Annotated in this window: 19 protein-coding genes, 3 pseudogenes and 2 CRISPR repeat arrays; of the genes and pseudogenes, 1 reads left to right on the top strand and 21 read right to left on the bottom strand. The window is 65.7% G+C overall.

Going from position 1 to position 25,869, the window contains the following annotated elements:
• From A3CU_RS53030 to A3CU_RS54850, 14 genes and pseudogenes are all read right to left on the bottom strand, one after another.
• Positions 1-139 (bottom strand): annotated as a pseudogene (locus A3CU_RS53030) (IS701 family transposase); the annotation flags it as partial.
• Positions 140-217: 78 nt separating this feature from the next.
• On the bottom strand, positions 218-604 hold the full coding sequence (locus A3CU_RS55465) for a GntR family transcriptional regulator (RefSeq protein WP_342668946.1): 387 nt from the start codon (positions 602-604) through the stop codon (positions 218-220).
• A gap of 428 nt (positions 605-1,032) precedes the next feature.
• A complete protein-coding gene (locus A3CU_RS0133590; protein ID WP_052372630.1) occupies positions 1,033-1,938 on the bottom strand; it encodes a helix-turn-helix domain-containing protein in 906 nt (301 codons plus the stop codon).
• On the bottom strand, positions 1,904-2,416 hold the full coding sequence (locus A3CU_RS0133585) for a DUF6879 family protein (RefSeq protein ID WP_342668947.1): 513 nt from the start codon (positions 2,414-2,416) through the stop codon (positions 1,904-1,906). The genes A3CU_RS0133590 and A3CU_RS0133585 overlap by 35 nt, the downstream gene beginning before the upstream one ends.
• Positions 2,417-2,424: 8 nt before the next feature.
• Positions 2,425-2,655 (bottom strand): hypothetical protein, encoded by a 231-nt coding sequence (locus A3CU_RS0133580; RefSeq protein WP_027945941.1) that lies wholly within the window; start codon positions 2,653-2,655, stop codon positions 2,425-2,427.
• A gap of 244 nt (positions 2,656-2,899) precedes the next feature.
• A CRISPR array of direct repeats spans positions 2,900-3,230; the repeat unit is 26 nt; unit sequence GGACCACCCCCGCGTGCGCGGGGACG.
• A 63-nt stretch (positions 3,231-3,293) separates the two neighbouring features.
• Positions 3,294-3,983, bottom strand: a complete 690-nt coding sequence (cas6e, locus tag A3CU_RS0133575; protein ID WP_027945940.1) for a type I-E CRISPR-associated protein Cas6/Cse3/CasE — start codon at positions 3,981-3,983, stop codon at positions 3,294-3,296.
• Complete coding sequence (cas5e, locus tag A3CU_RS0133570) at positions 3,974-4,741, bottom strand: type I-E CRISPR-associated protein Cas5/CasD (protein ID WP_043843470.1); 768 nt, start codon at positions 4,739-4,741, stop codon at positions 3,974-3,976. Before cas5e ends, cas6e begins: the two co-directional genes overlap by 10 nt.
• Positions 4,741-5,910 carry a type I-E CRISPR-associated protein Cas7/Cse4/CasC gene (gene cas7e / locus A3CU_RS0133565; protein ID WP_027945938.1) on the bottom strand — a complete coding sequence of 390 codons (1,170 nt, stop codon included), beginning with the start codon at positions 5,908-5,910 and terminating at the stop codon, positions 4,741-4,743. Before cas7e ends, cas5e begins: the two co-directional genes overlap by 1 nt.
• Before the next feature lie 15 nt (positions 5,911-5,925).
• Positions 5,926-6,528 carry a type I-E CRISPR-associated protein Cse2/CasB gene (casB, locus tag A3CU_RS0133560; protein ID WP_052372628.1) on the bottom strand — a complete coding sequence of 201 codons (603 nt, stop codon included), beginning with the start codon at positions 6,526-6,528 and terminating at the stop codon, positions 5,926-5,928.
• Positions 6,525-8,168, bottom strand: a complete 1,644-nt coding sequence (gene casA, locus A3CU_RS48005; RefSeq protein WP_063628946.1) for a type I-E CRISPR-associated protein Cse1/CasA — start codon at positions 8,166-8,168, stop codon at positions 6,525-6,527. Before casA ends, casB begins: the two co-directional genes overlap by 4 nt.
• Positions 8,165-8,515: a hypothetical protein gene (locus A3CU_RS0133550; RefSeq protein ID WP_169739727.1), complete on the bottom strand. Its 351-nt coding sequence runs from the start codon at positions 8,513-8,515 to the stop codon at positions 8,165-8,167. The genes casA and A3CU_RS0133550 overlap by 4 nt, the downstream gene beginning before the upstream one ends.
• A gap of 29 nt (positions 8,516-8,544) precedes the next feature.
• Entirely contained in the window at positions 8,545-10,959 is a 2,415-nt protein-coding gene (gene cas3 / locus A3CU_RS0133545) for a CRISPR-associated helicase Cas3' (protein WP_281174175.1), read from the bottom strand.
• 272 nt (positions 10,960-11,231) lie between these two features.
• Positions 11,232-11,930: a CRISPR direct-repeat array (repeat unit 28 nt; unit sequence GGACCACCCCCGCGTGCGCGGGGACGAC).
• Between the two features lie 559 nt (positions 11,931-12,489).
• Positions 12,490-13,940, bottom strand: a pseudogene (locus A3CU_RS55460) (tyrosine-type recombinase/integrase).
• Positions 13,941-13,953: 13 nt separating this feature from the next.
• A pseudogene (locus A3CU_RS54850) lies at positions 13,954-14,052 on the bottom strand (transcriptional regulator); the annotation flags it as partial.
• Between the two features lie 136 nt (positions 14,053-14,188).
• Here A3CU_RS54850 and A3CU_RS51765 point away from each other — a divergent pair.
• Entirely contained in the window at positions 14,189-14,743 is a 555-nt protein-coding gene (locus A3CU_RS51765) for a hypothetical protein (protein WP_245617463.1), read from the top strand.
• A 99-nt stretch (positions 14,744-14,842) separates the two neighbouring features.
• On the opposite strand, the gene A3CU_RS0133525 is transcribed toward A3CU_RS51765, so the two are convergent.
• The 7 genes from A3CU_RS0133525 to A3CU_RS0133480 form a co-directional block, all read right to left on the bottom strand.
• A complete protein-coding gene (locus tag A3CU_RS0133525) occupies positions 14,843-15,340 on the bottom strand; it encodes an HAD domain-containing protein (RefSeq protein WP_027945933.1) in 498 nt (165 codons plus the stop codon).
• A 1,542-nt stretch (positions 15,341-16,882) separates the two neighbouring features.
• Positions 16,883-17,878: a hypothetical protein gene (locus A3CU_RS0133505; protein ID WP_027945931.1), complete on the bottom strand. Its 996-nt coding sequence runs from the start codon at positions 17,876-17,878 to the stop codon at positions 16,883-16,885.
• Positions 17,875-20,742, bottom strand: a complete 2,868-nt coding sequence (gene cas3g / locus A3CU_RS0133500) for a type I-G CRISPR-associated helicase/endonuclease Cas3g (RefSeq protein ID WP_027945930.1) — start codon at positions 20,740-20,742, stop codon at positions 17,875-17,877. The genes A3CU_RS0133505 and cas3g overlap by 4 nt, the downstream gene beginning before the upstream one ends.
• On the bottom strand, positions 20,739-22,289 hold the full coding sequence (csb2, locus tag A3CU_RS47995) for a type I-G CRISPR-associated protein Csb2 (RefSeq protein WP_052372622.1): 1,551 nt from the start codon (positions 22,287-22,289) through the stop codon (positions 20,739-20,741). Before csb2 ends, cas3g begins: the two co-directional genes overlap by 4 nt.
• Before the next feature lies 1 nt (position 22,290).
• Positions 22,291-23,499 (bottom strand): type I-G CRISPR-associated RAMP protein Csb1/Cas7g, encoded by a 1,209-nt coding sequence (gene cas7g / locus A3CU_RS0133490; protein ID WP_027945929.1) that lies wholly within the window; start codon positions 23,497-23,499, stop codon positions 22,291-22,293.
• 635 nt (positions 23,500-24,134) lie between these two features.
• Positions 24,135-24,293, bottom strand: coding sequence for a hypothetical protein (locus tag A3CU_RS53015; protein WP_156960699.1), 159 nt, complete (start codon positions 24,291-24,293; stop codon positions 24,135-24,137).
• A 583-nt stretch (positions 24,294-24,876) separates the two neighbouring features.
• Positions 24,877-25,707 (bottom strand): transposase family protein, encoded by an 831-nt coding sequence (locus A3CU_RS0133480; RefSeq protein ID WP_027942519.1) that lies wholly within the window; start codon positions 25,705-25,707, stop codon positions 24,877-24,879.
• Between the last annotated feature and the right edge of the window lie 162 nt (positions 25,708-25,869).

Raw genomic sequence — 25,869 nt, 5'->3', positions numbered from 1 at the left:
CCCCGACATGTTCGGCGATGGTCCAGCAGTTCTTCCGTGGCAGCTGCGACACCAGTCCTAGCAACAGTTTCTCCGCCCGGCGACGGGGCTCGACCCGGCTGAAACGGCCCGCGATCCGCCCCGTCAGCTCATCGAACATCGCCCGCCAGCGGGCAGGGTCTATGCTGGCGCCCGCGGCCGCCAGCCGATCTTGGGAAGTCCACACAACCGACCATGATCAACTGGCGGCCGCACCCACTTCAGGCGCCCCCTCATCAGCCCCGATCACGAAGTCCGGCTGGAGTACTAGGGGCGCATGTTGTGCTTGATCCACAAGGAATCCGTCCGGCCTGGGATCGGTTTCCCCATGATTGGGTTCGATCGGACGGTTCGTCACGAAGGTTCCTTTCGACCGAAGCGTGAAGACGAGTTGTCGCTCACGCAGCAATTCCGTTGCACGGCGCGCGGTACCGAGAGACACGCCGTACTCGTCGGCGAGCCGTCGCTCTGCCGGAAGGGGTGTGTTTGGCTTGAGTTCACCGGACTCTATGCGCAACTCGATGTGCTCGGCCATCTTTTTGTAGACGTAGTCGAGTGTGTTGTCGAGCTGGTATATGCAGGACACGCTTCAGTTCCTTCGTTGAATTCGGATTGGATCTCGTTATATCCGAGTCAGGCTGGTTGTCGGTGGGCCGCGCGCGTCCGGGCGCGGCTTGCGGCGTGCTCGCTCAGCAACTCGCCCAAACTCGTCAAGAGACTGGCGAACTCCAGTTGTTTCGCCAGCGGAAACCGGTCTTGGGCGAGCAGGGCCACCACCTTCGGGATGTGGCCATTGACAGTTGCCAAGGCAGTGATCAGGGCTCGCGTTTCGTCGTCCAGTTGTGGCCTCAGCGTGCTACCGCGGATAGGGGCAGAGGTACTCATTGCACTCCATAGGTCTGGTGGGCACCTTCGGGTGACCCGCTGTCAGGAGCGTATGAGTGCGGTATGGCCTAGACCAAAGAGATTTCTCGAAATTTCTCGAACTTGTGGAGAAAGTTGCCCGGCTGGAAACTACGAGCCATCCTCAGACACCTCGGGAGCCAGTTGGTCGATGACTCGGGTGATGATCGCGCGGGCAGCCCGGCCGTAGCTCGCGATCGCGGCGAGCCGGTCAAACACCTTGCTGTAAAGCTCGATCTCCTGCGGCTGGGCAAGGTTCAGCTCGGCTGAGTAAGTCTCGACCATGACGCGGACGTTGTCTCGCAGCCAGAAGCCGTGCCATGGCCCGACTGGGTATGGGGTTTCCTCCGCGATGATGCCCAGTCGCACGTTTGGCAAGGCTGACAGTGACACCAGTCGATCAAGCTGAGCAAGCAGCACTTCTGCTGGGCAACGCCGGAAGCGCAGGGCGGCTTCGGTCAGGACGAAGTGGAAGCGCTTGTCTCGCCGGTAGAGGATCTCTTGTCGTTGCATCCGGACGCGAACGGCCTGGTCGACGTCGTTGGGGGAGCCGTAGAGCACGATGCCTTCGGCGAAGCGAGCGCGGGCATACTCGCTGGTCTGCAAGAGTCCTGGAATGACGCTGACCTCGAACGCGCGAAAGAGCCTGGTCTTGGCGTCTAGCTGGGCAATCTCGCTCTGATGCGGCCGCATCCCGACCCTGAACTGGCGTTGCCATTCGGCGTGCTGGACCTCCAGCGTGTGCAGCGAGGCCAGCAGGGAATCGGTTTCGTCCTCCGCGCTGGTCGCTGTGGTCCAGCCGCGGATGTCGTCATCGCTCGGCGTCTGACGGCCGTTCTCCAACTTGGAAATCTTGGACGGTGGCCACGACAACGACTCCGCAAGCTCCCGACCACTCAAACCAGCTTGCCGGCGTAGCTCGCGGAGTCGTTTGCCGAGGGCGCTCCGTGCTTCGTGGACGTTGGTAGCGCCTGACACTCTGTTAGTCGGTGGCAAAGTCGTCCCGTCGCGCGGCATGGTGCCACGCTACGTCCCGCCAGTAGTTGTGTTGCACGATCACTGCTGGGTCCTCGATGATCTCCGCTCCCTCGAACCGGTTGTCCTCGGCGAAGTGCATGATCGCGAGCTTGTGCGAGTCGAACAACCAGTAGTCGTGATCCGGTAGGCCCGCAGGTTCGGCCTGATCACGGTCCAGGTAGCGGATGTCCTCGCCAGCCGCGTTGTTGCGTTTAGCGAGGGTGTGGCTGAACCGCTGGTAGTCGGTCATTGGCCTACTGACCACCCGGACACGAGCGAACCGCCGGCCCGCGGCCGCCGCCTCGCGCACTATGTCTAGCCACGTGTCCATCCATACCAACTCGTCGGGCTCGCCCGCCAGGAACTTCCTGAGGGACTCGACCTCGTACGGCGCGTTGTAGCGATCCCGCACCTCAAGCCGAAAGGCGGTGTGCTCGAACGTCTGAAAGAGTTCGCCGAACGCTGGGCCGGGCTCGATGAGCTGTGTCAGCGGTCTTCCTCCTGGTAGCGGCGTACGTAGAACTTGATGACATCTTCCGGTATCTCGATGATCGCCTCCCCGTCGGGGATGGGGCCAACGTCCGCCAGGGTCTGCGGGTCGGTCACCACCCACCCCTGAGCGATGTAGGTCTTCCGGTCGGTCCTGTCCGTCGCGAACAGGGTTGGCGAGTCGCCGACGTTGGACTCCGGGTCCTTGCCGAGGAATCGAGCGTGCATCACGCCTCCATGCGAGAAATTTCTAGAACTTCCTCAATGAGGGTGGAGATGATCGGACTGAAAGTCAAGTTGTGTGGAGTGCAGGGACAATCTGACTGAGGAACTCGGCGCCGAAGAGAGCGAGGGACGACCGCCGCGTGCGCGGGGACAACGAGTTGGACCCGGACGGCGACCTGCCGGCCGGGGGAGTCCCCCTATGCGAGCGGACGACATCCGGTCCACTGGTGAGGAGCGGTCGGCGGACGGACCACCCCCGCGTGCGCGGGGACGACAATGCCGAGACTTTTCGGTATTTCCGACCTGACGGACCACCCCCGCGTGTGCGGGGACGACATCATGGGTGGCGCACGCCCAAAACACGGTTCAGGACCACCCCCGCGTGTGTGGGGACGACACGCCACTCGGACCATGGCAAGTCGGAGCCTGGGGACCACCCCCGCGTGCGCGGGGACGACACGACTTGCCCGATCCGGATGTCGCCTGTCTCCGGACCACCCCCGCGTGCGCGGGGACGTCCACTGGGTCGAGCTCCCCATCACCGAGGACCAGGGACCACCCCCGCGTGCGCGGGGACGTCACTTGGTGACCTGCTGTTTTAGGTCGCAACAGCCGGGAATTGATTCAGTTTCGTTCACGTCTCATGCCGGTGAGGCGACTGGAAGCGCGAGTGTGATGAGGCCGCAGCCGAAGGCCTTGGCTCGTCCGACGCCGTTGAGGAGTGCGTTGGTGAAGGTCTCGGGGTCGGTGATTATGAGGTGGCCGTCGTAGCGGACCGGTTCGACGGTGATGAGCTGCTTCTGCTTGTCATTCTTGTGTCCGCGCAGGGTTGGTGTGGAGGACGGTGCTACATCGGCTTGTCCGTTGGCGGCGATCGGGATGACGAAGCCGTGGCGTTCTCCTTGGCGAGCGAGCCATTCGATTTGTTTCTCTGGGTTTCGGTGGGGGACTCGTTTACCGCGTCCGCGTTGGCCCGGGGTGCCTTCTGTGTGGATGCTGCGGGTGGGGTTCGCGACAAGCCGGAAGGCGAGTTTGCGGCCCGGCTGGACCGCGTCGAGGACGGGTTGGAGATCCCGCACTCTGGCGGGTTCCGTCAGGTATCCCCGGGGTAGGGGCGTCCAGTCAGGTTTGGTATGGCTTTGCACGTACAGTATGAACCCGCGTTGTGCGGTGTCGAGGCGCCAGAGCGCCCCGTGTGCTTGCCGGGCTGCATGCTGCTGGGACGCATCCGGGAAGGCTGACATGACGGTGCGGTGCATGCGGTGAACGTCTGCGTAATCGCGCCGGAACTCCCGGGAAGTCACGTTGACCGTCAGCTTGCTCAGGAACACGCTGGCTCTCCTGGTCGGATCAGCTCCATGGTCAGTGGCACACGGTTGGCGAGCACGGAGCGGGTAGTGAAACGGCGGTTGCGGTGGGCGAACGAGAGTGGGTGATCCCGACGTGGTTCGGCGCCGGATTCCGAATCTTTGCAGTCGGTGAGAGTGCGCAGGTCGACGGTGGGCTCGCCCGCTTTTATCTTCCGTTTCTCGTGGCGTCGGATGTCCTCGCGGATCTCCAGCCAGGGGTGCTGCCGTAAGACATCGTCGAGGGCACGTTCCGTTAGTCCAACTGCCGTCAACAACTCGGAGCGTTCACTACTGGCAGATGCGACGAGAGGCCGAGCGGGTAGGAAGGCTTTCCTCCCGAAAGAGAGCGGCCAATGCGGTCGTTGAACCGCCGCATGAAGGCTGGCTAGTAGCGCTCGATCACCTTCGAGCACGACGAGGAAGAGGGCGTCCGCAAGGTAGTAGCGGTTGCTGACGACGGTGCGGTGGCCCGTGCCTTCGGTGGTGGGGACGTTCTGTGTGGTGTGGTAGTCACGCTCGACGATGCCTTCACGATCGACACGGACGCCCATGCGGAGGTTCGCCAGGTCGGCGACCTTCTTGTCGTCGTGTCGCTGCACGCCGAGTGCCGCGGCGAGCAGGCCGACCACGCCAGACTTGGTTGGTTCGGCTGCGGTGTCTCGGATGACGAAGCGAGAGTCGACTCCCCAGGATTGCATGGGTGCGTCGAAACACAGGGCCAACGACGTGGGCACGGGCATCAGGCCTTCGCGGCGGCGAGAACACGGCCCGCGAAATCGTCAATGGTTACGGCGGCTTCTTGCGCGTCGATGTGTGGGAGCTCTCCATCAAGCGAGGCGGCGGTTACCGACCGGATATCGGAGTCGCCGTAGAAGCGCCGCAATTGTTTGAAGTGATGCAGCAGTTTGTCGGTGGAGACGGTCAGGAAGTCGCCGCCGGCTACCGGCGCAAGGAAGGCGTTGGCCAGGTTCCAGGAACCGCGTTCCCGGACGACACCGAGCAAGGCGTGCGGCATGGTCAGAGCTGCCATCGAGTTCTGTTTTCCGCTGGGGACGGCGTGGATGAAGGCGTAAAGCCATGCCTGGGCAGTTCGCGCGACCAGGTCACTATCATTCTTGAGGTTGGAGGACAGTTGGCCGAGGTTGAGGTTGGCGTATCGGTAGTAGCAAGCCGCGTTGAAGTCGACCGCGCCGATCATGTCAGCTCCGGCTTCGGCTTCCGGTTTCAGGTCGTCCACGGCGGTGTAGTAGTCGAACTCATTGGCCACCGCATGTGTGGAGATGGCGTGGGCGACCTGTGACGCGGCGTCGACATTGAAGTCCTTGTTGTCTGCGATCATCCGCCCGAACAGGGCGACATCGGCGACGCGGCTGGCGTCGAGGATGCGTCCGGCTTCGGACAGGGTCTCCTTGTCTGGCTTAATTTTTTTGGCCTTCTCCGCGGTCTTCTTCTCACCGTTGGTCTTTTTGGCGGCTGCCGTCTTCCGCTTCTCGGTAACCACTTTGTACAAGCTGTCCCAGTTTCGCTCGCAAAAGTCCGCGAGCAGTCCGACAGCTTCGCGGCTGACGAACATCAGGTACTCAGTGAGCCGCGTTTCGGTGTCGACTCCGAATCCGAGAGCCCGCAGGCCGGCCTCCGCCACGCCGATCGCATCCTCCTTACCGCGGTCGCCGCCAGCGTCTACCAGCATATTTGCGGCATTTTCGAGGAGCCGCTTGGTGCGCACGCCGGTCTCAGATTTGTCCAGGCCGTGCTCTTTGAACAAGTTCCGGGCAGCTCGCTTGAGGCTCTGGCTGGAGATCCGGCCGCGGGTGCAGCCGCCGAACGTCGCGGTCTTGGGTTGCCCGACGTCGTCGCGGTTGAGGTTGCTGACGGGGAAGGACTGCAGGATGTGCAGTTCGATAATCACGTGAGGTCTCCGGTCTCAGGCGTTGGAGGGCGATTCAGTTTCGGGGGCCGAGGTCTTCTCGTTGCGGGGCCGCCGGTGGTAGTCACGGGCCCAGCGCAACCGGGTGCGTCGGACGTCTTCGTCCTGGCTGTGAGGACCGAGGATGACCACCAGGTCGTCGAGTAGGCGTGTGTAGTCGACAGCCACGTTGTCCGCGCGCAGCAGTTGGACTGCTTGACGTAGATAGTGCGGAAGGGCGTATCGGTCGGTGGCCAGCAACTGCTGGAACCTGCGGTCGACCGTGTCGCCGCGTTGCCGCGCCAGCTCCTGCATGGCGGTGCCTAACGAACCGTGTTTGTCGCCGCGGGGCCGGGGTTGCGGATGCAGCGCGAACAGGCCGGCGAGTAGTAGCCATATCTCCTGCTCGATCTCCGGTGGGTCGTGCTGAAACACCACGTCGTACGCCTCGGCTTCCTGCCGTGGGCCTGCGAAGCTGCGGCGAAGTCGCGCCAGCACACGACGAGCCTCGGCGGCGTGGTGGCGCTCGCCTCCTAATGCGGCGTTGTAGCGGTAAAGAGAGTCGACGAACAGGTGCCGGCGCCGCTGTCGCGTGTCGGGTTCTGCTGATTGTTCGGTCACGTCTGCTCCTCCCCGATGGCGTAATGCCTCGTCTCAGCCTCGAACCGGTTGATCAGGGATTCCAGGCTGCCCGTGAAAGCTCCATGTACTTTCCCAGCCATGAACACGCCTCGGGCCTGGTCTGGGGAGTGCTCGATCCAGTATTCGGCGGCGCGATGTGCGACGCGGCGGACGGCACCACTCCACTCGTGAACCACCGGCATCTCCGCGCCTCCAGAACGGAGTGCGGCTCCGAGACCACGAAGGAACGTTCCGAATGGTTGGGGCAAGTTCGGCCAGTAAGCGAGGTCGAGATCACGTGTGTATTTGGTGTGGTCTTCCTTGCGGTATGCCTGGAATTCCTTGCGGTAACTGATCACCATATCTCTCAGTGCGCGGCCCACGTTGTCCGCGAGTGTCACCGCGAACCCGATGAGCCGGCCGACTCGACTGTCCTGCGCCCGTAGCAAAGCCACCGGCGCAGGCACCTCTTCCTCGAACCAACACTCGATGGCGCCGCCGTCGGGCTTGAGCTGTTGGCCAAACACCCGCAGGGTGAACTCGGTGCTCTCGGGAATCAGCTCCTCCATGCGCTCGGACAGTTCGTCGAGCGTGCGAGGTCTCTGGTGGTCGGGATCTCCTGCCAACAGCAGTTCCTGGCTATGTCGCCACACTCCTTGGTGCTCCCGAAGACGAACAGGTGAAAACGGCATCCGCGTCTTGCTACGAGGTTTCTTGGGCGGGCGTTGGAAGGCGGCCATCAGTTCGATGTGCTGTAACTCGCTACGGAGCCGGGTGCCGGGCGTGATGACCACTCCGTCCACGACGGTGTTGTCTCCCGCCGTCCGTGGGGACAACAGGATGCGGCGGGATGGCCAGGTCAACAAGTCAGTCCAGCCATCGGGGACACGGGGTTCCCCCGGCTCCGGGTTTGGTGGGCGCTCTTCCTCCCACGCCGGCCGGTCCGTGGCCGTCGTCATGTCGGGCTTTTGCCTCTTCGGGTTGTAGACCGGCATGTTCAGCAGCAAGGTCTCTTTCAGAGTCGCACCTTCCACCAGCACGCAGCCGAACTGGTTACATGGAGCTTTCTCGGAAGATTTCACGTTGCGGTAGGGCGTTTTCGTCCCGCCGGTGTCGTATGCCTGCACCGTCACCAGCCAGCGGGCCGCTTCGGCGGGAGACAACAACGGCCGGTCGGTCGCTGTGGTGTGGTCGAACAAGGTCACGTTATTGCCGGCTGCCCGAAACGCTACGAGTTTGGCTGTGCTGGACATCGAGCACGACGTGAGGGCAGGACACTGCAGAAACGGCCGTTCCGGGTGGAACAGGTCGAACCGGCCTGGATACTTGGCTAGGTACTCCTGCAACGGATCCAGCGGGAGTTCCACCGGCCTCCACAGGTTCGACCATGCCTCGTCGTCAGACGGACCGTAGACGCGATGAGCGAAGGCCAAGACGAGCCGGTACAACGCGGCAGTCATCGGCGGTGTCTCCCCAGCGATGCGCCGGAACTTGTGCGCATTTACCAGAAGTTCCACGAGACCTACAGGCGGAACGTCGTCGCCGTTAACGGCGAGGACTGGAAGCCACCCCTGGTGGAGTAGGTCAAAGCCCTGTGCCGTCTCTCCCGCAGCGTCAGCAGAGGGCGACGATGCACTCACCTGTCACCGTCTTCCTGGACACACAAGCCGAGGTCCGAGTCATAGGTCAGCACGAAGGCTCCCAAGGCGAATCGGTCGTCGCTGAGGATCACAGCTCGGTGATGACGTAGCCACGGCGTGGTGTTGAACGCAGGAGGGACGGGGGCCTGCCGCAGGAGATCCACGACCTCGCGCGGCACATCGGCAGAAGCCAGCAACTGGATCGTCGAATCAACGAGTTCCAAACACACCTCGCGCGCCAATGGGGCTGGGCTGTTCAAATCGACGACGGTGTCACCGTCGACAAGCATTGCCGCGCCCTGATCCCCGCGAAACAGCACCACATCCACTGTCTCCTCGTCCAGCACTGAACCAACGGTGGAGCTCTCGTCGTCGATCAACGCCCTTGCCCTCTGCTCTTCCTGGTCTGGCTTGAACTTGTCGGCCTTACCGTCAGCTCCGAGAGTCGGAGGTGGGGCGACGCCTGCGGGAGGTACAACTTCCTTGCTGCGTGGTTGTCGTTCTTGAGCGCGGCGTTTCGTTTCCTGATCCCCGTCTCCCATCGTCGTTCCCACCCCGCCGGGCAGGAGATCGCCTCATCAGCGCCATATACGCAGTCCACCAACTCCGGTACGCTCTCCGGAGAAGTCAGTTCGTGCTGATTGCGGAGCAACGCCCAGGTACGCAGTAACAGAATCTCCTGATATACCGAGATTGCATAGCGTGGCAGGCGAGGACCGTTAACCTCGTCCTCGACGCCGGTGATGGCCAACACAGGCGGGTTGTCGTCGTCGATAAAACGATGGCGCCACAGTCGGCCCATGCGCTGGATCAGACTGTCCATTGGCGCGAGGTCGCTGGCCATCGCATCGAAGTCCAGATCCAGGCTCTGCTCCAGCACCTGGGTACCAATCACGATGGCGCGGGGCCGGTGCGCGCTACTCGGGCCGAAGAACTCGCGTAAGTTTTCTTCCCGCTTCCTTCGGACCTTCCCAGGCAACTGGGCCGTGAGCACGATCAGTTTCGGTCGTTCGCCGCGCGGCAGCTTCTTGATCATCTTTCTGAGCTGGTCATGGGTGTCGTTGACGCGCCGCACCAGGTTATGGATCACGACAGCGCAGCCACCGTTCTTGACCTGCTCCAATGCCCACTCAGCCGCACCGTCCATGCCCAGTTTCTCCATGCGTGCCTTGCGCTTCGTATTCAGCGGAGACACCCGCGGCGCAGGCACTACCGGCACGCGGTGCTCACGACCGTCCGACCAGGTCAGCCGCGGGTATTCCATCGCCGTGGGGACAGGGGGCACCTCGTCAGACGTGCAGCCGGTGGCGCCGGCGGACCACGCACGTACCAGCTCCTCACGACGCCCAGAGGGCAAAGTCGCCGACAACAGCACTACTGAGACGCCCAGCCTGCCCATCCACCACAACAGTCGGTCCAACAGCGTGGACATGTAAGTGTCGTAGGCGTGGACCTCGTCGATCACCAGCACCTTGCCGGACAGGGCGGTCAGGGTGACGAAAACCCACCGCGAACGAAGCGCACCCTTCAACGCCTGGTCGACCGTGCCCACGCCGACCGAGGCCAGCAAATCCCACCGGCGAGTCAGCCAGTCCGAAGCCACTTCCACACCATCGTTATCGGACTCATCGCGGCCAATGTCGGCAAGATGCTCCGCAGCGCTGCTGTGCAGCAACCGGGCTCTCAGATCGACAGCCTGGCCCTTTAAGAACTTCTGGACCTCTTTCCGGGCTTGATTGCTCGTTGCCTTCGTGGGCATACCGATGTACAGACCTGCCAGGTCGAGATGTCGGACCAAAGTCGCTGACCATTGCAAGGCAGCGTTGGTCTTGCCTTCCCCCGTGGGCGCCTCGATGACAAGGATGGACGGACGATCCTGCTCCTTCGCCAGCATCTCAACGGCCTGCTGAACCGGTCTCGGTTCGACCCTGAATAGGCTCACAAAGCTGGTGTCTGTCGGTGGATGCCACGGAACCCAGTCCAGCTCTTCCGCAGCCTTCCGTGCCAGTTTCCGAGCCGTCTCTACATAGTCGATCAGGTCGACATCCGCGCCTGCGTAGCCGAACTTCTCGGTGCTTGAGGCGATCCAGTCGCTGACCGAGATCAACCCGGCTAGTCCCACGGCCGCCGCCAGTTCGATCCGCACTTGATCCCACGGCAGCGACGTGGGATCGGGCAGTCTCCAAAGACGAGCAAACTCGCGCACCATCCCGGTCCGCCACGTCGCCCACTTCTCCCTGCCGTGATCGTTGATCGCGTTACGCGCCTTACGTTTCGTCTCCCCATTCTGGAAATAGCCGTGGTGCCCAGCCAACACCGAGGCCAGCCGCCGCGACGCCGACTCGGTCGCGCCCCATGACCGCAGCATCTCTTCGAGATGCATCCCCGTGAGCGAGCCATGCGGTGTGTCGGTCCGCCCCGCACCTTTGACCGGGGTCACGCGCTGGAGGTCTGCCGCGGCCATGTCGCCCAAGAGATCAACCGCAAGATCAGTGCGCAATGACTGAAATCCCGGAGAGAATTTGCCCAGATCGTGCAGCCCGCACAAGACGGCCACCCAAGCGGTTGCGTCCCCCAGCGGCCCCAGCCCTGCCTCCAATTCCTCCCTGCACCGCGGCCCCAGCAAAACCCCGTAGAGCAACTCGGCGACCGCTGCCGTATCCAGCATGTGACACATCAATGGATGTGGAACGTTTTCCGATTTCGCCTTCCCCCACGCAGCCCGTATATCGGGAGATGACAACTCGCCCCCGTCTGGGCCGGTGACGCCACTGGCCGTCCTGCTCCCCACAGGTACTCCCACCGCTCGAACCAAAATCGATACCCGCAGCCCCTCTGCGGCACGCAGATGAAACCAGCACCCACCGACAAGATCCGCGTAACTTGATACCTACCTGTCAGTAACACTCGAACGGGTTAAACCTCTGGCCGATAGTCATGTGTCTGTCGAAACCGTCATGACGGGCGCGCCGTGACAGTTCATTTCTGAAGCGCGCATTGCGACCTACGACTGGTAAGGCACGACTGTCTCTAGGAGGCCCTGGCCTGCACAGCGAGCCCATGCGAACCACCCCGCGTGCGCGGGGACGACGACGAGACAGCCGAGCGGTACTACACGGCGCGGGAACCACCCCCGCGTGCGCGGGGACGACTGTGTGGCGTGGCTCCAGCGTGAGGGGCTGCTGGGATCACCCCCGCGTGCGCGGGGACAACCGCGCTCTTTGCGGCCAAGATGTTTCGGACCCCGGACCACCCCCGCGTGCGCGGGGACGACCAGCCGATCGGGAGCGGCCAGGCAATACCGGAGGGACCACCCCCGCGTGCGCGGGGACGACTGCTGCGCAACGTGGCTCACCTTCTCGGGACCCGGACCACCCCCGCGTGCGCGGGGGCGACGCCCACCGACCAGAGCGGGTTACCCCGCTTGAGGGAGCACCCCCGCGTGCGCGGGGACGACGAGCGGCGCAGGCCTCCCGAGACGGCGACCGACGGACCACCCCCGCGTGCGCGGGGACGACGCGCTCGTCGCGGGGTGCGCGCAGGATCGCGAAGGACTACCCCCGCGTGCGCGGGGACGACGAGCGGCGCAGGCCTCCCGAGACGGCGACCGACGGACCACCCCCGCGTGCGCGGGGACGACCACAGGAAGGGGGTAACGCGTGTTTGCAGCGCGGGACCACCCCCGCGTGCGCGGGGACGACGACGACATCGTCAAGATCGGCAGCGACGCCACCGGACCACCCCCGCGTGCGCGGGGACGACCCTTGGCGACCAGGCAATTTATCGCAAGATCAGGGGATTTTCATTCAGTTGAGTCGGCCAGACATCTCGCATGGGAGCGAAGTACCTCTTCGCCAACGCTCACATCGTCGTCATGTACCAGCAGAGTTGCCTTCTTCAGGTGCATCCGCGACGTTGTCGAGGGGTTCAGTTTGGGTCTCATTCATCTCCGGTCGGCCACTGTCGTCAGGGTTCGCGGAACCTCTTGACCTGGGGGTTTGGCCGTCGAGAACCGCCGCGAACTGACTTCCTGAGACCTGAAAAGCGGAAGGTCGCCGGTTCGACCCCGGCCCTGGCCACATCCCTGACCAGCACAAACAGCCCCCGCCATGATCAGCGGGGGCTGTCTCGCGTACCGGCCCGTCTCAGTTTCCGTCTCAGTCGGGGCTTGCAGCGATGGCCGTTGAGCTTTGAGCGGTCCAGTCGGCCCGGCCCTGGCGGTATGTCATAGATCACGGCGCTATTGCTGCCCCTCCGGCAGGGGCGGAGGTGGGTAACACCCGGGTGGGGCTGTGCCGAGCGAACCTGAGGCGGCGGGTTGTCACAGCCCTCGCGTGACGATCAGGAAGATGACCGGCGATAGGTCAACGAGGAGTCGGGGCGATTTGAGGTTTCGTGCCGATGTGCCACCGGTGGTTGTCATCGGATACTGGTCACTGGTAGCAGCCTGCTGGGGGCCTGTGGCGGCGTTGCTGAGGAGGAGGTCGGCGATGTCGCGTCGAAGGGCTCCGGTTATCAGCTGGTAGCGCTTCGCCATGCTGGTGTTCGACCAACCCATGAACTCCATGACGGCCCGCTCGGGTACGCCGAGCACGAGCAGCACGGTCGCGGCGGTGTGCCGGGCGTCGTGCAGCCGAGCCTCCCGCACTCCGGCCTCGTCGAGAAGCGCCTTCCAGTCGTCGAGGTCGCGGCGTGGGTCGAGCGGCTTCCCGTTCGGCTGGGCGAACATCCAGCCCCCTCGTGCCACTCGGATCCGGCAAGCTCGCGTTCCTTTGTCTGTTGCTCCTCGTGCGCGATCAGGAGGTCATACAGGCGGTCGGGCAGGACGATGCCGCGTCGGCCAGCTCGGGACTTCACGTCCACTTCGACGAGACCGCCGCCATGGCGTTTCGGACACCAACGTGCGTGGTCCGTGCAGTCCGGCGGACATGGCGGCGGGCAGGGCTTCCGGTGGTGGCGCTTGCAGCTCTCCTTGCAGGGTGCCGTCTTGTGGTACTTCGCGCCGCACGCGTGCGGATTGTCGCAGCCGTGCTTCCACGTCTGGCGTTGCAACTGCTTGGCGATGCGCAGCGCCTTGTTCCTCTTGTCGAGCCGCGACCACTTGAGGCCGATCGTCTCGCCCTGCCGCGTCCCGAGTGCAAGCGCCAGCACGAACCGGACGCCGTTCCGCTTCGACAAGGCGGTCACCAGCAGTTGGCCGATCTCGTCTGCCTCGAATGGCTCGATCTCCGTTTCCTCGATGCGCGGAGCCTTGGCAAGCTCCACCGGGTTCCGAACGATGTGCCCTCGGCGAAGCGCTTCGCCGAATGCCGTTCGGGCCGTCCGGTGCACCTGGTGCGCCGTGCCAGCCTTGAGACCAGCAGCCCGCATCTTGGCGTACAGCTTCTCAAAGTGCTCGGGCTCGATCTTGTCGATGCGATGTGCTCCGAGGTTCGGGACAAGGTGCCGGTAGACAGCCGTGCGGTAGGCGTTGGCTGCCTTGTACCGAACGGACGGGGCGGCGATGTTCTCGAACCAGTGGATAAGCCACTTCTCGACCGTCCAGGCGCGGCCCGGCTTCTTGACCTTGCCCGCGTCGCGCTGCTTCTCCAGCGCACGGACCGCATCGATCACTTCGGCTTCCGTCTTGCGTTCGATGTGCCGCCGGTCTGGTTTCCCGTCGTCGCGGACGCCGACCGTGACGCGGCCGTGCCACTTACCGTCCTTCCCCAGGTAGATAGAACTGGCGCCGTTCGGGCGGCGCGTTCCCTCGGGGCGCTTGCTGCGTGCCATGCAGTCTCCTTCCTTAGGTGGTGGTGGCGTTGACGAGTCGGGCGGCGTAGTCGTGGATGGCGGAGGCGGGCACGCGGCGGAGTCGGCCGATGCGGACGGATTCGAGCTGGCCGGTTCGGAGGAGCTTGAACATCAGGGACGCTGCGCGCCACTCAGATGAACCCGAGTTGGAGACCGCGATCTCACTGCGCTACCTCGCATGGACCCTGGTCCGGCAAGGCCGACTTGACGATGCTGAGCGAGTCGCCGTGACCGCAGCCGAACAGGTCCAACCTGCCATGCTCGACCGCGACTCCACCCGCGCCGGAGTTTTCGGCAACCTCCCGTTCAACGCCGCATCCGCCGCTCTCACAGCAGGACACGCGGCCCGCGCAGACGACCTGCTCGCCGAAGCACGCGCAGCCGCTATGCGTGCCCGCCGCGACACCGCAACCGAAGCCGCGATCTTTGGCCCCCGCGTCGCCGCGCTCCAGCACATCGACCACACCGCCCGAGCCGGCGACCCGGAACAGGCATTACGACTGGCCGAGACCGCGCCTTCTGCCCGGGGCGAAGTCCCTGCATTCTGGGAAGCTGGTCACCGATTGCGGTTGGCAGCCGCGTCCATAGAACTACGCCGCTACCCACAGGCGCTCAGCTACCTCGCCGAAGCCCGAGACCTCGCCCCAGACTGGGTCCGCTACCAGCCGTTAGGCAAAGCGACCATGCGCAGGATCGTTGACCACGCTCCCCGCCGACGAGGAGCAGAGTTCGCCCAGCTAGCCGCCCATTATGGCGTTGTTGGCCTGCCCTACCAACCGTAGGTCGGCCATAGTTGTGGCCCGTCGCGTCCATGGAACAACTCAGTTGCAGGACGAATACTTGCAGGGGAGCAATTGTCAAAACCTGTGGATCGCGGGCGTTCAGGGTGCCCGTAGCCAGTGGTCGAGGACCGTGATGTCCTCGACGGTGAGACCACGGGACGGCGCGACGTGGTGGAGCAGAGCGCGGCCGTGATGGTGCGTGAACACCCACTCGCGGTCGGCATCGGTGATCTCATCGTCGACCCAGATGAAGGGTCGTCCGTCCGCCCACTCCACCAGGGGCCGGGTCTTCCAGTGCAGACCGAACCACTGGTCTTCGCGCTCGCGCTCAGCGGAGGGCTCCGGCCAGAGCACGACCGGTAACGATGGTAGTCCCAGCCGGGGTGCCATCTCGGTGTTCGCTTCCTGTTCCCAGGTCGTAGCCCAGATCAGGTCACACGGCAACGCGGTCAGCCCAAGCCCCACCTGCGGGTTGAGCCGGTCCAGGTACGAATCCATTCTGGCACCGGGCGGTTCGCGGCTGGTGTCGCCACCGAAGGGCAGCAGCGTTCCGTCAATATCGAGGAATAGCAGGGGACATTGCCGGTCAGCCGTCATGCCGCGGTGTCCTCGTCGCGTTCGACCAGGACACCGCGCTCGAAGCGGGCACCTGCGCGCACGAGCGCGACCAGGTGCGGGGCGTTGACCGCGCGCCATCGGGCCTGGGCCGACTCGATAGCTCGAACTCGATGTTGATCGTCAGCACCTTGCGCGTGGGCATGCTGGATTCCTGTTCGTCGGTCTGGTCCCAGAGGTGAAGTAACTCCAGAGTCGACGTTTTCTGCGGTCGCGTTACAAGTCCTTATCGATCCTTCAATACGTGCTCAGCCATGACCACTGCACTTGGTTTTCGCCTACGACTTGCTGACGTTGTTCGACAGACCCATCCAACACGATTTCCAATTCCGTTCCTGTCCGTACATGCGCGTTCATGTTGCCGCCGACCTGCGGACACCGCGGTAGCTGCAACACCAGAGGCGATCTGTATGTGCTTGAACTGCAACCCAAACTGCACCCCAGATGAAGGGCCGTTCCGTCGGGAACGGCGACGGTAGCCCTCACTCCACTCGACCTCGACGAGCCCATCGCCGCCTCGATGAAGGGCCGTTCCGTCGAGAACGGCGACCGGACGTGCCGCCGGGCTGGCTATGGGCGCCTACCAGCCTCGATGAAGGGCCGTTCCGTCGGGAACGGCGACTCGGTCAGTGGGCGCTGATGTCGAAGGCGTGGTCGGCGCTGCCTCGATGAAGGGCCGTTCCGTCGGGAACGGCGACCGCGGTCCACCTCGACCCACGAGCCGTTGTTCTCGGCCCGGCCTCGATGAAGGGCCGTTCCGTCGGGAACGGCGACCGCGCCATCACCGAATGCGGCCTGTGCGACGACACCGGGCCTCGATGAAGGACCGTTCCGGTGGGAACGGCGACCTGGGTCACGTGGCTGACCCGGAGGTCGGCCACGAGACGCCTCGATGAAGGGCTGTTCCGTCGGGAACGGCGACTCCGGGGTCCCAGTGCGTGCCGTCCCCAGTGCCGTTCGTGCCTCGATGAAGGGCCGTCTCGTCGGGAACGGCGACGCGACGGTCAACCCGACCGGCGGCAGCACGCTGACCTACGGGCCTCGATGAAGGGCCGTTCCGTCGGGAACGGCGACTGCTGTGCCGGTCGATGGTCACGTCGCCCACGACGTAGCCTCGATGAAGGGCCGTTCCGTCGGGAACGGCGACTGGGTTGGGATTTTAGCTGGCATGAGCTGCGACGTTTCTGGAGCGCGCGAACTCTATTGGACCCAAGATCGTGATATGTGTCTCGACAGCGTTAGGGATCGCGGCTCATGGCCCAGACCAGTGGAGATGCCGCGCGAAGGCTGGCCGTGGTTTTCCGCCTCACCGAAGGGTTCGCATCAGAGGACCAGCGGGCCGTGCCCGGTGAACTTCCGCGTCGTGCCGATGAAATCGATGCGCTTACCCCCGTCGCCCGCCAGCGGCCCGAGGTCGCAGATCATGGTGGGTGTCGGTCGTTTCGCCCATCGCCTCGAGCCAGGCCCGCCGGGGGCAGAACGCGTGATGGGCGACCAGACTGATCGGGATCAGCTCGCGAGGGCTCACAGTGGGATTGCCTCGCCTCGTAGTGCCCGGCGTTCGGGGGCGTTGTCGCTGCCGAACCGCCCGATCGGGAAGCGCAGCACCCCGACGACGCCGCGTGTGCGTAGCCAGCTCGTCGCCGCCCGCCCAGCGAGCTCGTCGATACCGGTGTGCTCGATTCCGGTCGCGGCGGCCTGGCGCACTTGCTCGGAGGCGAGGATGGAGCGGAGGCGGGCTGGCCGCCAAGGCCGGTTCCAGACGGGGACGTAGAACCATTCCTGGCGGTTACGTCCGAGGTGTCCGCTGGTGAGTGCGGGCCGGTCGGTGCGCATGGCGAGCGGCATTTGCCCGATGCCCCACAGCGCGCACCACACGAGTGCGTTGTCGACCGGGCCTGGTGTGGTGAGGCCGGTCGCGGAGACGCTATCTGGTTTTCCACCGAGTTCGTCGATGACGTTGCTGCCGTCGAGCCCTGCGGCGATCTGTCCGGGCCTGCGTCTGGGGACTTTCTCGGTCAGGGGTCGCAGGCGGTTGCCGACGAATTCGGAGCCGCGGTTGCGTGGCTGCATTTCCAGCCGGCTGGCGGCGTCGTCTTGCAGCCGCTCCTGGCGCGGGGTGAACCTCCAGTAGCAGGGTTCGCCGAGTGCGGCGAGGTAGCGCAGGTCGGACCAGCCCTGGCCGGTTGTCAGCTCGTCGAGGATCTGCTCGCGCGCGATTTGGTGCTGCTTCCAGGCCTCATCGCTTTTGAACACGGTGAGTCTGGGGCTCATCACGGCCCGCCGGTCGGGCCCGGTCGTGGAGGTCACCCACGGCCGTCGGCGTTCGATATGCGCCCGCACCGCCTCCTCGACGGTGTCAGGGTCGAGTTGGTCGGCGGTGATGGCGGGCCGGGCACCGTGCCAGGCGAGCGTTATGCCGGTGATGCCGGCGGTGTCGAGGATGTCGGCGAGCCCGTAGAAGGCCATGTGGTGGAACAGGACGCTCTGGTCGGCGCCTGCCATGACGAAGGCGTTCATTTGCCCTCCGCGGAGATTTGGCCGTCGGCTGCTCGCAGGAGTGCCTCCAGGTAGGCGCAGACCCAGGCGCCGTAGCGTAGTTGGGTGCGTTCGATCAGCTCGTCCCAGCCGCCCTCGTCGAAGAGCATTTCGGCGGCCTCCCGGGTCTGCGGCCCGTCGTGGGGGCCGAGGAGGTCGTTGGAGGTGTGCGGGAACCACGAGCGGCCGTGTCCGTGGGTGGTGCCGACGAGTCGGGCGACGAGGTCACGGTCGAGGTCGGTTGGGATCGTCGGCCAGGCGTCCACGACGGAGCGTTGCTCGTGTCGCCAGTACGGCGGAAGCCCGCTGCGGTCGCGGCGGTGCCGGACCTTTTCCGGGGTGTCGAGGTGCTGGCTTTTGGCCCAGGGTTGTGGGCCGCGGGCGCCGAGGCGGATCTGGAACCGGGGGTCGGCCTTGCCGTCGTCGTGGTGCAGCGCGGCTTCGCGCAAAGCGGCGGTCAACTCGTCGGGCAGTCCGACCTGTCTTGCGATCACGTCGACGCGATCGGCGACCGCCTTCTGATGGTGATCGAGCAGGACCGGGTTGGGGTTGGGTGTCCACTCCTGCCGGACGTACTCGTCGGCCACGGCCCGCCTGCCATCGATCACGAAGGCCCGCACCGGGACGTCCTCCGCGTCGCGCAGGATGATCACGTCGACCGTGCGGCCGCCGTGGCGCAGCAACGCCGCCGCGGCGCGCGCCATCTTGCCGTCACCGTGGTTGTCGAGCCAGTCGCGAACGATTTCCCGCTCATCCAGCGGGTCCGCATCGGGGTCATCCTCGGTGGGCGCGAGCAGTTGGGCCAGCGATGGCGTCTGGTCGAGGTCGATGCGGTGCACCACCTCCCCGGGTCTGAGGTCCCGGCCGAGGTCGGCGGTGGCTTCCAAGACGTCCTCGGCGGAATAGCGGGGGACCTCACCGTCGGGGGCAAGGACTGGGGGTGTGCGGTGGTCGCCGGAGCGGGAGCCGGTGAACAGCGGGGTGGCGGCGTCGAGAACGACGATGTCGCCGGGCCGCAGGCGCGGCCGGCTCCCGGTGTCGGTGTCGGTCCAGTCCAAGGGTCCGATGTCGTCACCACGAACCAGAACGGCCGGCAGCGCACCCTGTCGACCATCTTCGCCGGCGCGCGTGCGGGCACCGGCGAGCGCGTCCCGCGCGGTGCGCAAGGGAACGGCGAAGACCTCATGCGAGCGGGGAGGCAGGAAAGTGATCAGCTCGGCCGCCTCGTTGACGTCCTCGGGCAGGTCGCGGCGCACGGCGATGCCCACAGCGGACTCGGGTGTGAGGTCGTCGGAGAGCCACAGGTCCAGTTCGGGCTCGGCGGCGAGATCGTCGCTGGTGCGAGCCCAGTGCCAGACCTGACCCAGTTCCGGGCGCTGCAGCAGAGTGCGTCGCGGACCGGCTGCCGGTGCGGGGTTCTCGCGCAGCGCCCAGGGCGCGACCCCACGCGTGTCGTGTGCTCGCCCCTGGATCCACTCCAGGGCGGCTGCGAGTTCCTCGTGACCGTAGGGGCCTGAGCGGGCGCCGGGGCGGATCGTCCCGTCGGGGACGATCACCACGATCGGTCCCGTCTCTCGCTGTCCGAGCCGGTTGACGCGGCCGGCGCGCTGGGCCAGCGCGGAACCGCTGGCCAGCTCGGTGACCATTCCTGCGAGGTCGAGATCGACGCCGACTTCCAGGGACTGGGTCGAGACGATCACGTCGACGTCGGGATTCCCCTGCGGGGTCAGCAGACCGGGGTAGCGCTGCTCGAGTAGCTCGATGTCGATCGGCCGGACCTGCCCGCACACCATCACCACGGTCACATCGCGCCCGGTGATGGTCCTGTCCTGCAGCGCCGCGGTGACCGCGACGGCGCGGTCGACGGTGTTGACGAAGCAGCCCACCGTACGGCCGTCGCTCGCGGCGAGCAGGCCCACCGTGTGGCGTGCGAGTTCCTCGGCAACTCGCCCGCGAGGCTTACGCGTTTCCCCACTCTTGCCTGGGACGAGGGTGGTGGCCCATTCCTTGGACGGCGCCAGTGTGACCGGCTTCGGTCGGCGCAGCCGCGCCTCGAGCGTGGCGCTGTCGGCCAGGTCGTCGTCCTCGACGCCCAACCGTTTGTCGGTGGTGTCATCGGGGGTTGCCGTGGTTTCGACAACCTGCAGTACCGGGGGTCCGTCCCATTTGCGTTCCGCCACGGGCGCCAACTCACCGATGCGGCGGGCGGTGCGCACGAGTTGCCGCGCCAAATGGGCCTCGTCGACCAGGGCGACGGTGTCCACGGCGAGCAGGCCCGCCTCCCGCGGCCAGGCCCGCGGTGAGGAGCCATAGCCGCGGAACAACAGCCTGCTGCCCCACATCTCCGGTGTCGCGCACAGCACCGCGGCCGCCGTCGGGTGATCGGTCCACCGTCGTGACGGCGGCAGGCCACCGCGCAGACGCGCGACCAACAGAGGCGACCGGAAAGAGTCGCCGAGTGCTCGTGACTCAGCGTCGGTCGCATCGGTCTGTACCTGCCAGAGCACGTCAGCCACTTCGGCCAGGATCGGCGATCCGCCGGGGTCGGCCAGCCGCGCGGCGATGGACAGCGCGTGCCGGTATTGGTCGTCGACCAGGACCCGACGCCCGACGATCATGGCGAGCCGCCGCGGCGACAGCGGGCGACCGGTCGCGGCCGCGACGGTCAGGGCGAAGACATGCACATCGATCGCGGCGGTCTTACCCGACCCGGTCGGCGCGACGATCGCATCCGGCCACCCGCCGTCCAACACGGTGTCCAAAAGTCTCCGCTGCCAGGTGAACGGTTTCTGCCCGTGGTGCAGCGCCTGAAAGAACGCGTCGAAGTCGCCCCTGCTGAGGGTCATGCCGGCCACCCCTCGGATGCCTCGCCCTCGGTGCGGTCGTGCGGGATCAGCAGGCCGCCGCCGAGGTGACGGGACTGCCCGATCGCCTGGATCGTGGCAGATCCGCCGAGATCACCGAGGGCCAGCGTGGCGTGGTAGGGGCGCACCACCGCGTCGGGATGGACCCGATGCACGTAGTCCTCCACGCGACTGGTGCGCACTGGTGTCGTGCGCAGCACGACTGCCCCGGCTGCGTTGACGGCCTCGACGAACGCGTTGTCGCGCGCCTCTCCCCGCCCCGTGGGCGCAGTCAGCAGCGGGGTGCCCTGCCACACGAACCCCAGCGACAGCAACGCCGCGTGCGTGAAGCCCCACCCGGCACGGCCCCGGGTGTCGGGAACAGCCGGTGGGCTCGTGCGCCACTGCCGCACCGTGCCGGGCTGGGGCTCACGCCACAGCCGGTCGCCAGCCACCACCTCTGGCGTCCCGGTCACCGCGAGGCGCCGGCACGACGAGCGGCCACCAGGGTGCAGCGTGCGCAGCGCCGCCACCGCCCGATAGATCGCGTCCAACTCCGCCGGCGCCGCTTCGCGCGGCACCAGCACCGCCAACGCCGCCTTCGCCCGCCCCGGCAGGTCCACCGGGTGCTCGCGATCGAGCACCTGCAACGCGACCCGATTCGACGGCCGCCGCACCCCCGGCGGGTAGACGCCAGTGAGGACCGGCGGCGCCTCCCGATCCAAGATCTTGATCAACGCACGATGCGCGGCGACCGCGACCCGCACCCGGTCCCGCTCCTCAACCCGCCGATCGAGCGGGACCAGCAACACCTCCGGCCACGGCACATCTGCGTTGCGGCGGGCCTTGGCGAGGTAGCGGCCGACGCGCACCGCCCGCCGTGGTGGCACCGGACTGGTCGACCGTTCGTCGGTGCCCGCCCGGTCGCTACCCACCCGGCCGCGCCGCTCGGCCTGATGCGCGTCAATCAACTCATCGACTCGCCCCCGCACCGGGAGGTCGACATCGACCCCAGCCCCGCCGGTGAACATGTCGGCGTCGGCACCGTATTCATGGGTGTGCGCAACCTCGTCCTCGGAGATGGTGAGCAGTACCGGGGATTCCGCGGTGCCCAGATGCGGCACGTCCGGGCACAGCTCGCGCAACGCCTCGGCTACCGGTGCCGGCGGTGATTCCCGCCAACTCCACACGAACGCCCCGTCCACCGCCACCGAGCTGGTGTGTTTGGGCAGCTTCCGGGTCTGCTTCACGCGGCCTGACTTTTTGATCGTGCCGTCGTCGCGGTAGGCGAGAGCCTCGTGGCTGCTGACCCGCAGCGGTGGGATTCGCACATCGGTCGGCGGGTTCTCCTCCAACCACCGCAACGCCACATCGTCGGCGCCGCACGGGCCCCACCCGCCGTCATACTCGATGGCTCGCGGTCCGAAGCCGGCCGCGGCCAGCAACGCCGCGTGGAGTCTGGCCACCGACGGAATCCGCTCCGGAGTCAAATCAGGGCGCTGCCCGCGGTACACGCCCAGCGGGTAGCGCGCGACGATCGAGAACACCACCTCAGCCGTCCTCCGCCTCGTCGTCGACCGCGCCCGCCGCGATCGCGGGATCCCCGGTGATCCGCAGCGCCACCCCATTCCACGCCACCCCAGCGGCCTGCTCCGCGTGCGCCAACGCCGCCGCCAACAGCGCATCAGCCGCCGCGATGTCCAGCGCCGCGAACTCGGTGGTCTGGCCGCCACGACCGAACAGCGTGACCCGCGTCGGCCCGGCTTCGACCAGATCGCAGTTGGCGCGCAACACCAACTCGGCGTCGGAGCGGGCCAGACCATTGAGGGCCAACGCAGCCAGCAACCCTCGGCATGCCGCATCACCCTCACCGCCCGCGCCGAACCGGATCTGCCGCAACGCGGCGAAACTCAACACATGCGAGCGCACGATCCTCCGGCACGCGACACCGGCCAACGCCTCCAACGTCGGCGGAATCCCGCCCAAACCGGCCGACGACGCTTTCGCCGACTTGCTCCCCTTCACCAGCTTGTCGAACGTCGCGCGGCTCAACTCCGCGCGCTGCCGCTCCGCCAACTCCTTCAACGCCGTGCCGGACAGCTCAATCCGCATCCCCAGCGGGTCGATCCGCGCCCCGCCCTTCAACTCCGGCCGCTCCGGGTCGTCTGGCTTCTGGCAGAACCCGATGATCTCGCCGACCAGAACGCTGCGCCACCGTCCCTGCCGCGCCGCGCGCGAGGAATCCCACGCCCCGAACACCAGACTGGCGGGACTGGCATCCAGCAAAGCCCTGGCGTTGCTGGGATCCGCGTCCCGGATTCGGCGGTAGCCCTCGTAGTCGGTGACGTTCTGCCCGTCCACCGTGCCCGCCCGTATATGCCCGTCGAACGCGCGATGGGGCAGCTCCAAATCCGAGTACTCGACCGTCTCGCCGTCACGCTGGTAGGACACCATCAGCCGCGGCAGCCGCGACAGCACCTCGTGACCGTCCCGGATCGCATCCCGCAACGCCTGCTCAACCCGATTCAGCTGCGACTGCTTCGAATCGATCAACACCACGTCCTGCGCCACGCCCCCGTCGTAACGGGTCTCATACGCATACGCCCCCCGTTGGTTCCCCGACCGTGTAGCGAACTTCGCCGGCGCCACCGACGCATGCGCACCAGCCGCAGGCTCCAACTCCGTCACCGACGTCAAACAATTCGCACCACCCACCGACACCGCCGCCAACAAATCCCCCAAACCCAGCGCCACCGACATCCAACCTCCCAGATTCGCTCATGCGCTCGTCCTGTCGAAGCGCAGGACGAGACCCGGTCATTCAAAGTCGCCCCCCGACGGACGATCGTTACTCATCGGACGCCGACCCCGCGCACGTGATCGCCACCCCAGCCCGCGACCAGCAAAGGAAGCGTCACAGATACCACGACCAGCCCCAGCTTCACGCCCAGCAGGCACGAAGGGCATGGGAATCATGAGCACTGGAAGCGGGCACACCCAGCTGAACGGCAATCCCAGCAGTTCGGCGCCGCCTCGATGAAGGGCCGTTCCGTCGAGAACGGCGACGTGGCAATCGTGCGGGCGAGATGCACCGCACCGGCCGCCGCGCCTCGATGAAGGGCCGTTCCGTCGGGAACGGCGACCGGACAGCACCGGCTGCGGTTGGTAGCCCATCTGCGCCAGGCCTCTATGAAGGGCCGTTCCGTCGGGAACGGCGACTGGGTTGGCATTTTAGCTGGCATGAGCTGCGACGTTTCTGGAGCGCGCGAACTCTATTGGACCCAAGATCGTGATATGTGTCTCGACAGCGTTAGGGACCGCGGCTCATGGCCCAGACCAGCGGAGATGCCGCGCGAAGGCTGGCCGTGGTTTTCCGCCTCACCGAAGGGTTCGCATCAGAGGACCAGCGGGCCGTGCCCGGTGAACTTCCGCGTCGTGCCGATGAAATCGATGCGCTTACCCCCGTCGCCCGCCAGCGGCCCGAGGTCGCAGATCAGCAGTGAGTCCGTCACGAGATCGATCTGCTCGGTGACGGTGCGCTTGAGCCGGATCATCTTCGCTGGTTTGGTGTCGACACCTGTTACAAGTCCACGCGGACCCGTAGCGCGGTAAGCCGGTGGCGGAACCGGCCCCACTCGACGGCACCGTCCGCCTATACCTCCACCAGGAAGGGTTCGACCGGCAGGAAATCGAAATCCTCCGACTGACCGGGCAAGCCCGCGACGATCCCCGGAGCGCGACGCCGGACGCCTGCCGAGCGGAGCTGTCTCGCCAACTGTGTCCGGATCCGGCGAGAGAGCGGAGTAGTCAAGCCTGCAATGCGCAGCCGGCCCGCACCGGGTCGACCGAGAACCAGGGCCGTCGGAGAACTGAGCTTGCCGACCACGCCGAGGACAACAGCGACCGCCTAACCTGACCAGTGCGGCACGTGCCCGACCGCGTCCAGCGCCAGCGTGTTGATCATTGTGTCCGGCGCGTAGGTCAGCCGGGTAGTTGCGGAGAAGCTGACGGGAATTCGCCGTTACGGTTTCGCCATGAGCAGCGAGGTCCCAACTACCGCGATACTTCGTGTTCCGGAGTGGTTGTGGGGGAAAGCTCCCACGGCGTTCTTCGACAGTGAGGTGATCTCAGTGACTTTCACGTGATTTTGTCGTGCTCGAAATGGGTGAGTACGAGTGCGGCTTTGACGATATTGCCGATTTTGCGTGGGCTGGTGGTGATATGGCGTAGTGTTCGCCAGCGTCCGGTGAGCAGGGCAAAGCCGCGTTCGCCCAAGCATCGCAGGCCCCGCAGCAGGGCGTTGTAGGACCGGTTGTCGACATCGAGGACCTGGCCGCCGGCGGGTTGTCTGATCGGGGTGAGGATACCGATGCCGGCCCCGGTGTAGCCGCCGTCGGCCAGTGTGGGCAGATCCAGTTGGGAGGCTGCCCAGTACAAGGCGCCCAGCACGTGGTCCTGGGCGGTGGTCAGGTCGTGGGCCGAGCCGGGCTCGACGTCACTGACCCACAGCGGAAACCCGGTCGGCGCCGAGAGCGCTTGGATGTTGCCGCCGTGCTCGTGGGCCTTTCCCGAGTACCACGCGTCAATCTGTTCCCCTTTCACACTGGTGGTTTGCTCGCCGCAGCGGTCGGTGGAGAAGAGTTTTCCATCCAAGATCAGGTGGGTCATGCCATCGTCTTTGGCTTTCCGTAAGGCTTCGTGGAGGTCCGGTGCCTGATCGGCGAGGACGGTGATGACCTCGTCCAGATAGCGATAACCGGTCGCGCGAGAGATCCCGTGATCGCGGGCCAGCGAGGTGACATCGACGTCCTGGCGGAACCAACGCAGGCCCAGCACGGCCTGCCGGAAGCAGGTCAACGCCCGGGTGGTTTTGCGGGTGCCGCGTCGGCGGCGTTCGGCGTGTAGCAGTCTACCCAGGTACTGGGCCAGTTCGCGGGGCACGTCGAGTGTGGCACGATAGCTGATCACGGGGAGCTTCCTGGTTTCGGACTTGATCTTCGCAAATCCAGTCCTACCAGGGGCTCCCCGCCCGACTTCCCCCGAGCCCCGACCTGTGTCCCGGCGCCTGTCCACATGACTCGTGCGCGCTTCTTCGGCCTTCAACACCGCAATCTTGGTGAGATCACCTCA

The sequence above is a fragment of the Amycolatopsis taiwanensis DSM 45107 genome (genome assembly GCF_000519205.1).
GTDB lineage: Bacteria > Actinomycetota > Actinomycetes > Mycobacteriales > Pseudonocardiaceae > Amycolatopsis_E > Amycolatopsis_E taiwanensis.
The sequence above is the reverse complement of the archived record's forward strand: the minus strand, read 5'-3'. Positions and strand labels throughout refer to the sequence as shown.

What these genes read in the sequence shown, in the direction of transcription:
- A3CU_RS0133590 (WP_052372630.1), bottom strand. Translation starts at nt 1,938, where the DNA reads ATGCCGCGCGACGGGACGACTTTGCCACCGACTAACAGAGTGTCAGGC.
- A3CU_RS0133580 (WP_027945941.1), bottom strand. Translation starts at nt 2,655, where the DNA reads ATGCACGCTCGATTCCTCGGCAAGGACCCGGAGTCCAACGTCGGCGAC.
- cas5e (WP_043843470.1), bottom strand. Translation starts at nt 4,741, where the DNA reads ATGCCCGTGCCCACGTCGTTGGCCCTGTGTTTCGACGCACCCATGCAA.
- A3CU_RS0133525 (WP_027945933.1), bottom strand. Translation starts at nt 15,340, where the DNA reads ATGACGGCTGACCGGCAATGTCCCCTGCTATTCCTCGATATTGACGGA.
- A3CU_RS0133505 (WP_027945931.1), bottom strand. Translation starts at nt 17,878, where the DNA reads ATGAACGCCTTCGTCATGGCAGGCGCCGACCAGAGCGTCCTGTTCCAC.
- cas3g (WP_027945930.1), bottom strand. Translation starts at nt 20,742, where the DNA reads ATGACCCTCAGCAGGGGCGACTTCGACGCGTTCTTTCAGGCGCTGCAC.
- cas7g (WP_027945929.1), bottom strand. Translation starts at nt 23,499, where the DNA reads ATGTCGGTGGCGCTGGGTTTGGGGGATTTGTTGGCGGCGGTGTCGGTG.
- A3CU_RS53015 (WP_156960699.1), bottom strand. Translation starts at nt 24,293, where the DNA reads ATGATCCGGCTCAAGCGCACCGTCACCGAGCAGATCGATCTCGTGACG.